Raw genomic sequence first — 14,378 nt, forward strand, 5'->3', positions numbered from 1 at the left:
AAAGGTTTCTCGATGTCCTCCACCAAGACCGATCAGGACCTGCTCGCCGCTATCGCGTCGCTGCTCGACGAGATAGCCGAGATACCCGCGGACTCCGTCCAGGCCGACAGCCGGTTCAAGGACGACCTCGACGTGGACTCGCTGCTCATGGTCGAGCTCAGCGCGGCCGTCGAGGACACGTTCGGGGTGGACATCCCCGACGACGAGTTCGGGCACATCCGCACGGTGGGCGACCTGATCGCCTGTATCCGGCGTAGCCAGTCCTGACAACGGTGTCCGGTCGCCGACGAGCCTTGCCGGCGACCGGACGTTCCGTCAGGCGGCCCCGACCGGGGCGGCGTCCGCAGGCGCTTCCGTGGCGGCGACTGTGGAGACGTCCCCGGCTGACCGCACGATGCCGGCCGCGAAGCGCAGCACGGTGGTGATGTTCGGCATCCCCGAGGCGATCTCCATCCCCTTGTGCGCCGACACGGCGGGCTGCATCGGCGCCACGTGGAACCCGTCCTCCCTGACGAGCTCGAGATTCCGCTGCACGGACCGCCGACTCAGCGTGTGCTCCGGAATGCTGGGCGCCATCACCACCGGCGCCCGCGTCGCGAGCACGGTGCTCAGCGCCAGGCTGTCGGGCATCCCGACGGCGCACTTGGCGATGAAAGCCGTCGTCGCGGGGGCCACCACGACCAGGTCCGGCCATTCGGCCAGCTCCAGATGCGGGACCACACCGTCGGCGGTGTTCCACTCCGGGCCCGCCACCGGTGACCGGGTGGCGGCGGCCACCGCCTCGCGCGAGACCAGCCGGTCCGCTGACGACGTCAGGCACGCCCGCAGCGACCACCCGTACCACATGCGCATCAGCAGCGCCCAGCTCGGCAGCCCGGTCACTCCGAACGCACCGGTTCCCACCAGCAGGACGCGTCCCCGTGGCAGTGCGATCTCCGGCCGCCCCTGCGCGGAGCCGCCGCCGGCAGGTACCGTCCGGTCGTTCTGAGATGTCGTCATGGGCTGTCCTCCGGGGAGACGGCAAGGGGCTTTTTCACCATCAGATCAGCAGTTCACAACATGTCTGATCATCCGGTGAGGGGATGTCCCGTCACCTTTCGAGTGACGCGCCGGACGCACATTCCGCATAGGATCCGTTCGCCTTGCCGATGCCGGGAGCGACCCTACAGTCCGCATCTCCCGTGCCTAATTCGGAGCGGGAGAAACGGATTTCATGGAACTGACAGGCACGCAGCTCCTGCACGGCCTCGAAGAAGTGGTGGAGAGGGAACTCAATCGCCATCTCGGCGCCGCCAAGGAGTGGTTTCCCCATGCCTATGTGCCGTGGAGCCGCGGACGGGACTACGACGGGCCGCTGGACGGCTCGCCCTGGTCCCCCGAGGACTCCCCGGTCTCCGCCGCGAGCCGGCGGGCCCTGGTGGTGAACCTGCTCACGGAGGACAACCTCCCCACGTACCACCACGAGATCGCAGCCACCTTCGGCCGCGACGGCGCCTGGGGCACCTGGGTGCACCGCTGGACCGCCGAAGAGGCACGGCATTCCGCCGCCATCCGCGACTACCTCCTCGCCTCCCGGGCCGTGGACCCGGTGGCGCTGGAGCGAGCGCGGATGCAGCACATGTCCCGGCAGGCGCCGGACGGCGATCCCGACGTGCTGACGTCCATCGCCTATGTCGCCATGCAGGAACTCGCCACTCGGATATCCCACCGCAATACCGGACGCCTCTCGGGGGATCCGGTCTGCGACCGGCTGCTCGCCCGGATCGCCACCGACGAGAATCTCCACATGGTGTTCTACCGGAATCTTCTCGGCGCGGCCATGGAGATCGCCCCCGAGCAGACCACGCGGGCCATTACGGATGTGATCGCGTCCTTCGAGATGCCCGGCAACGGAATGCCCGGATTCGAAAGGGCCTCGGTCCAGATGGCCCTGGCCGGCGTCTACAACGTACGCATCCATCTCGACGAAGTCGTCAAACCCGTTCTGCGTAAGCTCGACGTGGTCGACCGGGCCGGCATGGGCCCGGCGGGCCGGCGGGCGCAGGACGAGCTGGGCGCGCTCCTGGCATCCATGGAGACCGAGGCCACCCGCTTCGACGACCGCCGCGCCACCACCCTGGCCCGCCGCGGACTCATCCCCTGAGCCCGCCCCTGCCGTCGGCGCTCGCCGTGACCTTGGTTATTTCCTTTTCCCGGTCGCCGTGCAGGGGAACGCGGCGGATATCCGGTCAACCGACAGGGATGCAGCACCGGATATCCACCGCATCTTCCTGCGCCTTCGCCTTCCCGCTGGGGAGCGGCCCGGCTACTACTTGGCGAGGAAGTTCTCGAGGAGCGTCGCCAGGGCGACGGGTGTCTCCACCATGGGGTAGTGGCCCGCGTTGCCGATGACCGCCAGCTCGGCGTTCGGATAGTGCTTCATCCAGGTCTCGTTCATCGCGTCGGCCGTGACGGCGGGGTCGTTCTCCCCGACCACCGCGAGCGCGGGGACCTCGGCGCCGGTGATCCGCTCCGAGAAGTCCGTGGTGCGGAAGGAGTCCAGGTAGCCGCGGAAGGCCACCGGGCCAACGGCCCGCATCGAGGTCTCCGCCCAGGAGTCGACCCAGTTCGCGGAGAGCCGGTTGCCGGTGGTCAGGTCGATGATGATGCGCCGGTTCTCCACCTTGTGGGCGGCCTCCGCGAACAGCGGGAAGTCGGAGTCCGGGATCGGCATGCCGTTCGCGGGCACCGGGCTGAGACCGATCAGTTTGCGTACCCGGTGCGGGGCCTTCAGGAGGACCTGCTGGATCGGCTGGCCGCCCAGCGAGTGCCCGATGAGCGAGAACTCCTGCCAGCCCAGGTGATCGGCGAGGGAGAGTACGTCCGAGGCGATCTCGTCCGTGCTGTACGTGCCGGTCGTGTCGATCGCGTCGCCGAAGCCCCGCGCGTCCATGAACGCGTAGCTGTAGCGGGTTCCGTCCAGGTACGGCCACAGGCTGCCGAAGGAGTCGTGCCCGCCGAACAGCGAGTGCAGCACGATCACCTTGTGCCGGCCTTCGCCGACGATGTGGGCGGGCGGAACGTACTGGCTGGGGGCGGACATGGTTTCCTCCACAAGGGAATCGGGACGGGAGTCCGAGACGGGTTCGTCGCGGGCTATGAGCAGTCGGCCGAGCGTTCGGTGCAGTTCGCCGAGATCCTCGCGATGGCCGTGCAGGACGATGTGCCCGTCCGGTCGTACGAGGTGGAAGCCGGCCCGGCCGCAGTGCAGTTCGCGGGCGGCACGGCGCGCCAGGTCCACGCCGCGGCGCCGGGAACCGGACGTGGTCGCGTCCACGACGCGGACCTGCCCGCGCCACGGGCCGGTCAGGTGGCGTACCGCGCCGTCGAGACCGGCGCCGGGGCCCTTGGCGTCGGCGAGCACCACCAGCGAGTAGCGGCCTGGGTCGGCCGAGGGGCCGGCCACGCCGAGTTCCACTGCGAGCTGCCGCGGCAGCGCGGCACCCTCGCGGGCGTGCCGGCGCAAGGAAGACCTGACGGAGCACCAGTTGGCCCTGGAGCCACCGCGCCTGCTGCGCGCCGGCTCGTCCTGCGGAGCCTCGTACACCCAGCGCCGTCCCGCCGCGATCGGCAGATAGAAGCGGTCGAGGGCGCGGGTGCGGTCGAGGGCGCGCATGGTGACGTCGCGCAGCGCGACCTGGCTGCTCCTGGACCACATGGCGGCCCGCGTCTGCAGATCGGTGTCGCGCACCACCGCGTCGGCCACCGCGGCCCGCTCCGGCGTGTACGAGGCGAGCAGTGCGGTCCTGGAGTCGCCGCGGATGACCGAGGCCAGTTTCCAGGCCAGGTTCTGCGCGTCCTGGATACCGGTGTTCAGCCCCTGGCCGCCCATCGGGCTGTGGGCGTGAGCCGCGTCCCCCGCCAGGAACACGCGGCTCAGCTGGAAGGAGGCCGCCCGGCGCCGGTGCACCCGGAACGTGGTGACCCAGTCCGGCTCGATCAGCTTCAGCCCGCCTGGCCCGCGCAGGTCCACCAGGTGCTGCATGTCCTCGAGCGTGCCGTCGCTCAACTCGGCCGGGGCATTGGTGAAGAACCGGTACAGCCCGTACGGCTGGGGCACGATGGCGAGGACGCCGATCCTCGACTGGTAGTAGTGGACCTCGTCGGGGTCGAGCGGATTGTCCTGCACCCGGGCGTCGGCGATGAGGAAGCGGTTCTCGTACGTCGCTCCCTCGTACGCGATGCCGAGCTGGTTGCGTACGACGCTGGTCGCGCCGTCCGCCCCGATCACCCAGGGCACGTTGATCCGCTCGATGGAGCCGTCGGCGTGCTCCAGGGTGGCGCCGACGTGCCGGCCGGGTGTGATGGCGCCGGAGAAGTCGACCCCGTGCAGCGCGAGGAGACTCACTTCGCGCTCGATGGTGCCGCCCAGTCCCTTCAGCCCGGTGGTGAGGATTTCCTCGGTGAGCCGCTGGGGGAGGCAGTAGGGGGCCAGGTCGTCGGTCATCCGGATCCGGGTGACCGGGCGCTTCTCCGAGTAGTAGTTCATCTGGCGCAACTTGACGGCCGTTCCGTCGACGACTCCGGACAGCCCCAGGTCCTCCAGGATGTCGAGCGTGCGCGGCCACACCAGCATCGCCTTGGAGTGCACGCTCGCCCGGGGGGCGGCGTCGATCAGCCGGACCTTGACGCCACGCCGCAGCAGTTCGCAGGCCGCGGTGATTCCGGTGGGGCCCGCGCCGACGATGAGCACGTCGCACCCGTTCTCGCTGAACATGAAATCCTCCTGCGCGCTCGCCTGTCGGATTTGGCTCAGTGGAATGCCAACGAGATGGCGTAGCTGTCTTCGTGCATGTGGTAGCGGTCGATCATTCCGTCGGTGACCCGGAGTTCGAGCGCGAATTCGGAAGCGAAGGTCTTTCCGGTCGCGTTGACCCGGTACTGGAACCGGCCGAGGACCACGGCGAACCGGTCGACCGCGATCGTCCGGCTGATCTCGAAGGATTCGGCCGTCATGTTCTCGCCGGCAGCCTTGAAGAACTCGCGTATTTCCGCACGGGTCGTTCTGTGACCCATCCAGGGAATGAGTTCGGTGGATCCGGGAGTGAACCAGTCGACGGGCTCGGCGATGAGCTCGAGTGCGCTTTCGATATCGCCGTTGCTGATGCGCCGGAGATATTCACTCACGACGTCTTGGGTGTGTGTGGGCATGTCTCGAACGGTATTCACAGTCGGCGCGCATGAGACAGACCCAGCCAGTGGTACCCACCGCAGCCATATGAAGCGGCGGGTACTGGCTCGCCCCGGCTCCTACCCCGGAGGCTCATCACGGAATCAACCGACAGGAAGCGAAGGGTCTCTCATGTCAACGGTCAACAGTTCAGGGGAAACCCCGACCGTTCAGGCGCTGCCGGTCGAGCCGGCCCCGGAGCGGATGACACGACGGCAGACGCTCGTCCTCGTGCTGCTGCTCGGCGCCCAGTTCACCCTCGCCGTGGACTTCTCGATCATGAACGTGGCCGTCCCGGTCATCGGCCGTGAGCTGGGCTTCGCCCAGGAGAACCTGCAGTGGATCGCCACCGCCTTCGCGCTGAGCGCCGCGGGCTTCAGCCTCTTGTTCGGCCGCATCGCCGACCTGGTCGGAGCACGCCGGATCTTCCTGGCCGGCCTCGGCCTGCTCACCCTCGCCTCGCTGGTGGGCGGCCTCGTCGACGCGCAGGGACCGCTGCTCGCGGCGCGGGTCGCCCAGGGCCTGGCCACCGCGATGGTGACGCCGGCCGGTCTGGCCCTGCTCATCACGTCCTTCCCCGAAGGGCCGCTCCGGGACCGGGCGTTGGGCCTGAACGGTGCGATGCTCTCCGCCGGATTCACCTGCGGCGCGATCGTCGGCGGCATGCTCACGGACGTACTGAGCTGGCGCTGGGGCTTCTTCATCAATGTGCCGATCGGCGTGCTGCTGATCGTGGTCTCCCCCATGCTGCTCAAGAAGAGCCAGGTCCGGCAGGGCGGCAAGCTCGACATCCCCGGCGCCGTCACCGTCAGCGCGGGTCTCATCGCCCTGGTGTACGGCATCTCCGCCGCGGGCCAGTACGGGTGGGGCGACTCCACCACGCTGCTCTCCCTCGGCATCGGCGTGCTGCTCCTGATCGCCTTCGGTCTTGTCGAGCTGCGGTCTCCGGAGCCGCTGGCGCCGCTGCGCATCCTGGGCCGCCGCACCATCACCTGGGGCAACATCGGCGGAGCCGCGACGTTCGTGGGTTTCACCGCCATGATCTTCCTGCTCACCCTGTACCTGCAGGAAGTCCTCGGGTACTCCCCGATGGTGACCGGCCTGACGTTCGGCGTGCTGGGTGTCGGCGCCTTCCTCGGCGGTGTCACCGCACCGCGCTGGATCGGCGTCCTCGGCAGCAGCCACGCGGTCCTGGCGGGCGGCCTGCTGATCCAGGGCATCTCGGTCGGAGTCCTCTTCTTCGCGGGCGACGACCGCGGCTGGCTCGTTCCGGTCCTCGCCCTGGCGTTCCTCAGCAGCTACAGCCATGTGGTGGCCATCGTCGGGTTCATGGTCACGGCGACCTCCGGGCTGCCCAATGAGCAGCAGGGCCTGGCCACCGGCATCGCCACGCTGACCCAGCAGGTGAGCATCACGGTCGGTATCCCGATCATGAGCGCCGTCGCCACCGCCCAGATCCGTGCGGCGGACGGGCTTTCCCTGGAAGCCGCCACCCTGCACGGGATCAATGTGGCGATTCTCGTCAACGGCCTGATCGTGGTGGCGGTCGCCGTCCTGGTGGCCCTGTTCGTCAAGAGCCGCCGCGCCGCGACAGCCGACTGAGCTGCCACCCACTCCCACTGCCCCTCCCGCGTAAGGGAATCCGATGAACCGTCACACTGCGGCCGGTGCACCGCCGGTCCCGGACACCACCGATGTCCTGATCGTCGGCGCCGGACCGACCGGTCTGATGCTCGGCTGCGAACTGCGCGCACGGGGCATCGAGTGCACCGTGGTCGACGCCGCCCCCGGCATCGACCGCCGCACCCGCGCGGTCATGGTCCACGCGGCAAGCCTGGAGGCCCTCGAAGCACTGGGACTCCGCCGCGAGACCGAGCGGCGTGGGCTGCGCCAGCAGCGCATCTCCTTCCATGTGCACCACGGCGCGGTGCACACCGTCGAGTTCGCGGGGCTCGACACCCCGTACCCCTACTACGTCAACGTCCCGCAGCCCGAGGTGGAGGAGGTGCTCGCCGAGGCGCTCGCCGAGCGCGGCGGCCGGCTGGTCAGGGGGGTGCGCTACGACAGCCACCACGAGGATCCGGCAGTCGACTCCCTGCGGGTCGAACTGTCGGGTCCGGCCGGGGAACTGACCGTACGCGCCCGCTATCTGGTCGGCGCCGACGGTGCGAGCAGTACGGTCCGTGAGCGGCTCGGCGTGGGCTTCCCGGGCGTCACGTACCCCATGAGCTATCTCCTCGCCGAGGGCGAGCCGCTGCGACGGCCCGACCCGGACGCCTCGTCGATGTACATCGGCCCCGGCGGCGCGGTCTCCCTGCTGCCGCTGCCCGGCGGCGTCGTCCGTGTCGCGGGACCGGTCTCGGCGGACTCGCTCGACCGCGGCGCCGCGGTGAGCGACGCCGCGTTCCGGTCCGCCGTCGACCAGCTGGGTTTCGGCTCGGTCCTGCGGCTGCGCTCGGTGGGCCGGCCGGCGCACTATCAGGTGCACGAACGGCTCGCTGAGCGCTTCCGCAGCGGCCGGGTGGTACTCGCCGGTGACGCGGCCCACCTCAACTCGCCCGCCGGCGGCCAGGCCATGAACACCGGGTTCGCCGACGCGGCAGCCCTGGCCTGGCGGCTGGCCCGGCTGGTACGGGGCCAGGGCGACGACGGCCTGCTCGGCGACTACGCACGCGAACGGCGCCGGGCGGCGGCCGATGTCGCCCGGGCCACCGGCGTACTGGACCTGCTCCAGGCCATGCGGGACGCGGTGTCGGACGACAGTCGGCGCGCCGTGCAGGAGTCGCTCGACGGCTGCCCCGAGGTCTGGAGCCAGCTCTACACGACCTACGCCGCCCCCGACGGCGGCAGCACCGCACCGCTGCCGCGCCGGGAGACGTACCGGCTCGACGTGGGCGCGCGGCTGCCCGGCCACCTACCGGCTCCCGACCGCTTCACCCTGCTCCATCACCCGGGAATCCCACCCCGGTCGCGGCAGCGACCGCCCCACCTGCCGGACGGAACCCTCCACGGAGTGCTGACGACCCGGCAAGCCGCCTGGCTGCCGGCCGGTGCTGCCGCGCTCCTGATCCGGCCGGACCGCCATGTCGCCGCCGTCGTCCCCGCCCAGGAGCAGCCCGCCCAGGGGCCGGAAGTCCAGCCCGCGGCACACCGAATACGCGAGGTACTCGCATGACCATGTCCGGCCTCACCATCACCGGAACAGGCAGCTACCTGCCCGACACCCGTCTGGACGTGGCGACGGCCGCCGGGCGTTACGACGGCGAAGGCGACCGCATCCGCGGCACCGGCTACGACACCGTCTGCGCGGAGGAGAAGCTCTACCCGGCGGACATGGCGCTCATCGCGGCCCGCCGCGCACTCGAGGCCGCCCGGCTCGAACCGTCCGACATCGATCTGCTGGCCGTCACCGCCATCCACCGGCACGGACACAAGCGGCTGTGGTCGCCGGCCTCCTGGCTTCAGTCCCGGCTCGGCTGCCCACGGGCTCTGCCGCTCACCGTCAACCAGGGCTGCAATGCGCAGATGCTGGTCCTGGAAGTGGCCGGTGGCTACCTGTCGGGACGGCCCCGGGGCAGCGCGCTCGTGGTGGCGGCCGACCAGTTCGCCTCCTCCGGCTTCGACCGGTTCACCGCCGACTACGGGATCGTGTACGGCGACGGCTCGGCAGCCGCGGTGCTCACCAACGGGCTCGCCCCGGGCCAGGCCGAGGGAAGTTGGCGCGTACGGGCCGCCCATACGGTCTCCGCCCCCGAACTTGAAGGGCTGCACCGGGCCGACGCCCCGGCGCCCGAAGACCCCGAACTGCTCCACGCGGAACACGACGTACGGTCCGCGAAGCGCCGGTTCCTCTCCGAGCGCGGCCGCGAGCTGCTGAAGGATTCCACTCGCTCGGCCGTCCGCGAGATCCGCGCGTCGCTGCTGCCGGACGGCGACCACCCCCGGCTGCGCCGGATCGTCTACCCCAACCTGGGGCTGCCGCTCCTGGAGGAGAACTACTTCCCCGAACTGCCGGGCGGCGCCGAGAAGTCCCTGTGGGACTTCGGGCGCACCGTCGGCCATCTCGGCAGCGGCGACCAGATCGCCGGCCTCGACCACCTGACGACTCACCACACGTACACCGCCGGGGACCAGGTGCTGCTCCTCGGCGCCGGTGCCGGATTCACCTGGACGGGGACGCTGCTCGAACACGGCTGAGCCCGCACAGCGTCCTCGTCCGCTCCACCCGACACACTTGGAAGGCAGGCCCTGACCATGACCGCCACACTCCCCGAGCAGCCCGTGCTGAGCTACACCCGCACCATCGACCGCGGCCTGGTGCACCGCGACTCGCTGGGCGAGGTGTTCCTCACCGATCTCCAGCCGGTCAGCGGGACGGCCTACGCGGCCGCCGCCCAGCTCCCCCGCTCACACGCGTACTACGGGGACCACCTGCTGCGCCCCAGCACCTACGACCCCGTCCTGCTCCTCGAAGCCTGCCGCCAGTCGGCGCTGGCCGGCGCCCACGCCTTCTACGCGGTGCCCGAGGACCACAAGTTCATCCTCACGCATCTGCGCATCCACCTGGAGCGTCCCGAGCGGATCGCGGTGGGCCCGGAGCCGTGCGCGCTGACCCTGCGGGTCACGGTGACCGGCCACCGTAAACGCGACGGCCGCACCACCGGCCTCGATTACGACATCGACCTGGTGGCGAAGGGCGTCGGGATAGGCAGCGCCTCGGTGGGGCTGCGCTTCAAATCCCCCGAGGACTACCAGGAGTTGAGACTGCGCAACCGAGAGGGGAAACCGCTGTCCTCGTCGGCGGCGTATCCGGCGACCCGTCCCGGCAGCACCATCGCGCCGTACCTGGTAGGCCGCTCCAATGCCGACAACGTCGTGCTCGCCGACGTCGTGAGTGAGGCCGACGCGGCCCGGGCGACGCTCCGCGTGCCCGGCGACCACCCGAGCATGTTCGACCACCCGCAGGACCACCTGCCCGGCATGGTGATCGCCGAAGCGGCCCGCCAGCTGGCCCTGTTCGCGGCACTCGACGTACGGGGCATGTCTCCCTCGCGGACCTTCCCCACGGACCTGGCCGTGGTCTTCAGCCGATTCGGCGAACTGGAGCACACGACGCTGCTGACCGCCGAGGTGGGCGAGCAGCGCCGGGCCGACCGGGACGGCACCGGGGCGTACTACACCCAGGGCGGCCTGGTGGAGCTGGGCGAGGCCGATCCGGGAGGCGTCGACCAGCTGCCGGTACATATCGGCGCCACCCAGAACGGCGAGTCGCTGTGCGTGCTGTCCCTTTCGCTCACCCGCGTCAGGGCGCACCGGTGATGGGCGCGCGGAGCGCGGACACCCGGCCCGCGCACTCCGGGGCCGCGGCGTTCTTCGACGTCGACGAGACGCTCATCACGGTCAAGAGCATGTTCAGCTTCCTCCGCTTCCACCTGGCCAGGCGCGGTGAGCCGGAGGAGACGTACGAGCGACTCACCGCACCCCTGCACCGGGACGCCGCGGGGGATGTGCCGCGCCGGGAGGTCAACCGCCGCTACTACCGGCTTTACGCGGGGGAGAGCGCGGCCGGCCTCGCCGAGGCGGGCCGCGCCTGGTTCGACGAACAGCTGGCTCTTGGCGGGCTGTTCATCGAGGAGCCGCTGGAGCGGCTCCGACGCCACCGGGCCGAGGGTGACTTCGTGGTGCTGCTCTCCGGGTCCTTCTCGGCCTGTCTGGACCCGGTCGCCTGGCACACCGGTGCCCACTGGGCGATCGGAACGCGCCCGGTGGTCCGCCGGGGAGCCCTCACCGGCGAGGTGGTGACGCCCATGATCGGAGCCGCCAAGGGCCGGGCGGCCCACGCAGTGGCGGCGGTGCGGGGGCTGGATCTGGCTGCGTCCACCGCGTACGCCGACCACCACAGCGACCTGGAACTGCTCACGGCCGTGGGCACCCCCGTGGTGGTCGGCGACGACGCCGCTCTCACCGAGCACGCCGCGCGCGCCGGCTGGGAACGGCTGACGCCGGTGCCACAGCGGCCCGGCGCCACCCTCGCCGGCTGAGGGCCCTTTCGAGCGTCGGGAGGCGCCAATGCACAGTCCCACCGGAATACTCAGCACGGGCTCCTACCTCCCCGAGGAGGTGGTGGGCAACGAAGAGATCGCCCGCGGGGCGGGCGTCACCGACGAGTGGATCGTCCGCAAGACGGGCATCCGCGAGCGGCGCAGGGCGGCCGCCCACGAAGCCACCTCCGACCTCGCGGCCGAGGCGGCCCGGCGAGCGATCGAACAGGCCGGCCTGGAGCCGTCCGACGTGTCGTACATCGTCGTCGCCACGTCCACGCCGGACCACCCGCAGCCGGCCACCGCCTCCCTCGTGCAGAACCTCATCGGAGCGCACGGGGCGGCCTGCTTCGACATCAACGCGGTGTGCAGCGGCTTCGTCTACGCCCTCACCGTCACCGAACGGATGCTGCGGGCGGACGGGGGCACGGGACACGGGGTGGTGGTCGGCGCGGACATCTACTCCCGGATCCTCGACTACACCGACCGCAAGACGGCGATCCTGTTCGGCGACGGAGCGGGCGCCGCCGTCCTTGGCCCGGTGTCCGACGGGCACGGAGTGCTCACCACCGAACTGCGGACCCGGGGTGATGAGCACGGCCTGATCAGCGTCCCCGCCGGCGGCAGCCGGCTGCCCGCGTCGGCCGACACCCTCGACGGGGGCGGGCACTTCTTCCGGATGGACGGCCGGGGGGTGCGCTCCTTCGTGCACGACAACCTGCCCGGCGCGGTCCGCGATCTCCTCGTACGGTCGGAACTGCCCGGCGACCGCGTCGCCCACTTCGTTCCCCACCAGGCGAACGGGGTGATGCTGACGGAGGTCTGGCCGGAGCTCGGGCTCGGCTCCGCGACCCTGCACCTGTCCCTGGAGCGGTACGGGAACACCGGCGCGGCATCCGTGCCGGTCACCCTGGACGCCGTACACCGGGCGGGCCTGCTGGCCGAGTCCGACCTCGTACTGCTGGCCGCGTTCGGCGGCGGCATGTCCCTGGGTGCCGCCCTGCTGGACTGGGCACCCACCGCGCACGCGGCGCCACCCGCCCTCGGCCGCCCCCTGGCCGCCACCGGGGCGCACTGACTCCGGGGCCCTGCCTTCCCCCCAGGGCCCCGGTATCCCTTCACGGCCCGGCCGGCCAGGTGCCCCCGGCCGGGCCGTGAGGCTGTCCGCGGTCAGCCGGGGAGCCAGCCCTCCCGGCGCGCCAGGGCGATCGCGACCTCCTCGAAGCGGGCAGCCACCGGCGTCAGCGCGCCCTCGGGCAGCACCAGCTCGACCCGCAGGGGCGGCGTCCCGGTCAACGGGATCCAGCGCAGCCACTCCGCCTGGTCCTCCGCGACCGCTTCACCGACCAGAGCGATCGCCTCGCCGTCGCGCAGCAGCCGCTGCGTGGGGTCGAAGGCCACCGGCCGCTCCACGAAGCGCGGCCGTACGCCCGCCTGCCCGAACAGTTCGAGCAGCCCGTCGTAGTGGCCGGGATTGGCCTCACGGGCATGCACGAGCACCGGGAACCCGGCCACCGCCGCCAGGTCCGTGCCTTCCGTACCGGCCGGCGTGACGAGCGGATGGTCCGCGGAGACCAGCACCCCTCGGCGCTCCTGTCGCACCTGCCGCAGCCGTACACCCGGGACCGGCTCGGGGGTCCGCGCCACTCCCGCGTCCGCCCGGCCGTCGAGCACCGCCTGCGCGATGCCGGGCGTGCTCAGCACCTCCGCGCCCACCTGGATGTCCGGGTAACTCAGCCGTACCGCCTCGACCAGCTGCGGCACGGTTCCGTACCCGGTGCTCGCGCTGTACACCAGCCGCAGCCGCCCCAGTTCACCGCGTCCGGCCCGCCGGGCGGCATCCCACACGTCGTCCAGTGCGGCCAGCGCGGCCGGACCGCGCTCCTGCACCGCCCGCCCGGCATCGGTCAGCCGCACGACCCGGGTGGTCCGGAACAGCAGCCGCACCCCGAGCCGGCTCTCCAGCCTGGCGATCTGCGCGCTCAGCGCGGGCTGCGCGATGTGCAGCCGCTCGGCGGCCCGGGTGAAGCTGGCCTCCTCCGCGACCGCCAGGAAGTACCGCAGCAATCTCGCTTCGGGTATCACCCCGCCCACCCTAGGCCGCGCAAGCATTTATAACCGTGTCGTTTGAATCCATAGTCACCTGGTCTTTCCCTCGGCACGGTGTGCGTTCCTACCGTGAAGCCATGACCTCCACTCCTGTTCCCGCGGCCATGCGCGCCTACGTCGGTACGCCCGATGGCCCTGATCTGCGCAAAGTCCCCAGCCCCCAACCTGCTGACCACGAAGCCCTGGTGCGGGTCGGCGCATTCTCCGTCAACCGGGGCGAGTTGAACCTGTTCGCCAAGCGTGCCGAAGGCTGGCGGCCGGGGCAGGACCTGTCCGGCGTCGTCGTCCAGCCGGCGGCCGACGGCAGCGGACCGGCGGCCGGAACCCGTATCGCGGCGATGTCCGACTTCGGTGGCTGGGCCGAGTACGCGGCTGTCTCCACCGACCGGATCGCGACCGTGCCCGACGGCGTCCCCCTCAAGAAGGCGGCCACGCTCGGCGTCGCCGGCCTCACCGCCCTGCGGGCCCTGCGCCGCGGTGGCCAGCTGCTCGGCCGGCGTGTCCTGATCACCGGGGCCAGCGGCGGCTTCGGCTCCTTCGCCGTGCAACTCGCGGCGGCCGAGGGCGCCGAGGTGACCGCGCTGACCGGCAGCCGCCGCACCCTGGACCTCGCGGCGCTCGGCGCCACCTACGTGATCGCCTCGCTCGCCCACGCCGAGGGCGACTTCGACCTCATCCTGGAGTCCGTCGGCGGCGAAGTGCTGGTGGCCGCACTCAAGCGGCTCTCGCCGCTCGGCCACATCGTCATGCTCGGCACCTCCTCGGGCCGCACGGCAGCCCTGTCGATAGCCTCTTTCGTGCCGCACGTACGCCAGACCCTGCACCCGTTCTGGGTGTTCGGCTCCGGTGAGGACGTGCGGGAGGACCTCCGTATCCTGCTGCGCCTGGCGGACAGCGGGAAGCTCGACCCGGTTCTGGGCCGCACCGACTCCTGGGAGCGGCTCCCCGAGGTGATCACGGACCTGCGTGAGCGCCGACTGGCCGGCAAGGCCGCCCTCCTCGTCGACGGCACGGTGTGA

General features: G+C 71.1%; 13 protein-coding genes. 9 read left to right on the top strand and 4 right to left on the bottom strand.

Annotated features, from left to right (window positions below; all coding sequences use genetic code 11):
• Positions 1-12 precede the first annotated feature (12 nt).
• Complete coding sequence (locus NLX86_RS27150) at positions 13-267, top strand: acyl carrier protein (protein WP_254374432.1); 255 nt, start codon at positions 13-15, stop codon at positions 265-267.
• A gap of 48 nt (positions 268-315) precedes the next feature.
• Here the strand turns inward: NLX86_RS27150 and NLX86_RS27155 are convergent, their stop codons facing one another.
• Positions 316-999, bottom strand: a complete 684-nt coding sequence (locus NLX86_RS27155; RefSeq protein WP_254374433.1) for a flavoprotein — start codon at positions 997-999, stop codon at positions 316-318.
• A 214-nt stretch (positions 1,000-1,213) separates the two neighbouring features.
• Between NLX86_RS27155 and NLX86_RS27160 the strand changes: the two genes are divergently transcribed.
• Positions 1,214-2,143, top strand: a complete 930-nt coding sequence (locus NLX86_RS27160) for an acyl-ACP desaturase (RefSeq protein ID WP_254374434.1) — start codon at positions 1,214-1,216, stop codon at positions 2,141-2,143.
• Positions 2,144-2,308: 165 nt separating this feature from the next.
• Here the strand turns inward: NLX86_RS27160 and NLX86_RS27165 are convergent, their stop codons facing one another.
• Positions 2,309-4,756 carry an alpha/beta fold hydrolase gene (locus NLX86_RS27165; RefSeq protein ID WP_254374435.1) on the bottom strand — a complete coding sequence of 816 codons (2,448 nt, stop codon included), beginning with the start codon at positions 4,754-4,756 and terminating at the stop codon, positions 2,309-2,311.
• A 35-nt stretch (positions 4,757-4,791) separates the two neighbouring features.
• A complete protein-coding gene (locus NLX86_RS27170) occupies positions 4,792-5,166 on the bottom strand; it encodes a nuclear transport factor 2 family protein (protein ID WP_254374436.1) in 375 nt (124 codons plus the stop codon).
• A 175-nt stretch (positions 5,167-5,341) separates the two neighbouring features.
• On the opposite strand from NLX86_RS27170, the gene NLX86_RS27175 reads away from it, so the two are divergent.
• From NLX86_RS27175 to NLX86_RS27200, 6 genes are read left to right on the top strand one after another with little or no spacing between them, the layout of a single operon-like run.
• Complete coding sequence (locus NLX86_RS27175; protein ID WP_254374437.1) at positions 5,342-6,811, top strand: MFS transporter; 1,470 nt, start codon at positions 5,342-5,344, stop codon at positions 6,809-6,811.
• Between the two features lie 43 nt (positions 6,812-6,854).
• Positions 6,855-8,384: an NAD(P)/FAD-dependent oxidoreductase gene (locus tag NLX86_RS27180; protein ID WP_254374438.1), complete on the top strand. Its 1,530-nt coding sequence runs from the start codon at positions 6,855-6,857 to the stop codon at positions 8,382-8,384.
• Positions 8,381-9,406, top strand: coding sequence for a ketoacyl-ACP synthase III family protein (locus tag NLX86_RS27185; RefSeq protein WP_254374439.1), 1,026 nt, complete (start codon positions 8,381-8,383; stop codon positions 9,404-9,406). Before NLX86_RS27180 ends, NLX86_RS27185 begins: the two co-directional genes overlap by 4 nt.
• A 57-nt stretch (positions 9,407-9,463) precedes the next feature.
• Positions 9,464-10,528, top strand: a complete 1,065-nt coding sequence (locus NLX86_RS27190; RefSeq protein ID WP_254374440.1) for a ScbA/BarX family gamma-butyrolactone biosynthesis protein — start codon at positions 9,464-9,466, stop codon at positions 10,526-10,528.
• Positions 10,528-11,250, top strand: coding sequence for an HAD family phosphatase (locus NLX86_RS27195; RefSeq protein ID WP_254374441.1), 723 nt, complete (start codon positions 10,528-10,530; stop codon positions 11,248-11,250). Before NLX86_RS27190 ends, NLX86_RS27195 begins: the two co-directional genes overlap by 1 nt.
• A 28-nt stretch (positions 11,251-11,278) precedes the next feature.
• A complete protein-coding gene (locus tag NLX86_RS27200; protein WP_254374442.1) occupies positions 11,279-12,328 on the top strand; it encodes a 3-oxoacyl-ACP synthase III family protein in 1,050 nt (349 codons plus the stop codon).
• 92 nt (positions 12,329-12,420) lie between these two features.
• On the opposite strand, the gene NLX86_RS27205 is transcribed toward NLX86_RS27200, so the two are convergent.
• Positions 12,421-13,335, bottom strand: coding sequence for a LysR family transcriptional regulator (locus tag NLX86_RS27205; protein WP_254374443.1), 915 nt, complete (start codon positions 13,333-13,335; stop codon positions 12,421-12,423).
• A 101-nt stretch (positions 13,336-13,436) separates the two neighbouring features.
• Between NLX86_RS27205 and NLX86_RS27210 the strand changes: the two genes are divergently transcribed.
• Entirely contained in the window at positions 13,437-14,378 is a 942-nt protein-coding gene (locus NLX86_RS27210) for a zinc-binding dehydrogenase (protein WP_254374444.1), read from the top strand.

This window comes from Streptomyces sp. A3M-1-3 (assembly GCF_024213665.1).
In the GTDB taxonomy this organism is placed as follows: domain Bacteria; phylum Actinomycetota; class Actinomycetes; order Streptomycetales; family Streptomycetaceae; genus Streptomyces.

Coding starts and splice junctions, on each gene's coding strand:
- NLX86_RS27200 (WP_254374442.1), top strand. CDS start 11,279: ATGCACAGTCCCACCGGAATACTCAGCACGGGCTCCTACCTCCCCGAG.
- NLX86_RS27150 (WP_254374432.1), top strand. CDS start 13: ATGTCCTCCACCAAGACCGATCAGGACCTGCTCGCCGCTATCGCGTCG.
- NLX86_RS27195 (WP_254374441.1), top strand. CDS start 10,528: ATGGGCGCGCGGAGCGCGGACACCCGGCCCGCGCACTCCGGGGCCGCG.
- NLX86_RS27180 (WP_254374438.1), top strand. CDS start 6,855: ATGAACCGTCACACTGCGGCCGGTGCACCGCCGGTCCCGGACACCACC.
- NLX86_RS27190 (WP_254374440.1), top strand. CDS start 9,464: ATGACCGCCACACTCCCCGAGCAGCCCGTGCTGAGCTACACCCGCACC.
- NLX86_RS27155 (WP_254374433.1), bottom strand. CDS start 999: ATGACGACATCTCAGAACGACCGGACGGTACCTGCCGGCGGCGGCTCC.
- NLX86_RS27185 (WP_254374439.1), top strand. CDS start 8,381: ATGACCATGTCCGGCCTCACCATCACCGGAACAGGCAGCTACCTGCCC.
- NLX86_RS27175 (WP_254374437.1), top strand. CDS start 5,342: ATGTCAACGGTCAACAGTTCAGGGGAAACCCCGACCGTTCAGGCGCTG.
- NLX86_RS27160 (WP_254374434.1), top strand. CDS start 1,214: ATGGAACTGACAGGCACGCAGCTCCTGCACGGCCTCGAAGAAGTGGTG.
- NLX86_RS27210 (WP_254374444.1), top strand. CDS start 13,437: ATGACCTCCACTCCTGTTCCCGCGGCCATGCGCGCCTACGTCGGTACG.
- NLX86_RS27165 (WP_254374435.1), bottom strand. CDS start 4,756: ATGTTCAGCGAGAACGGGTGCGACGTGCTCATCGTCGGCGCGGGCCCC.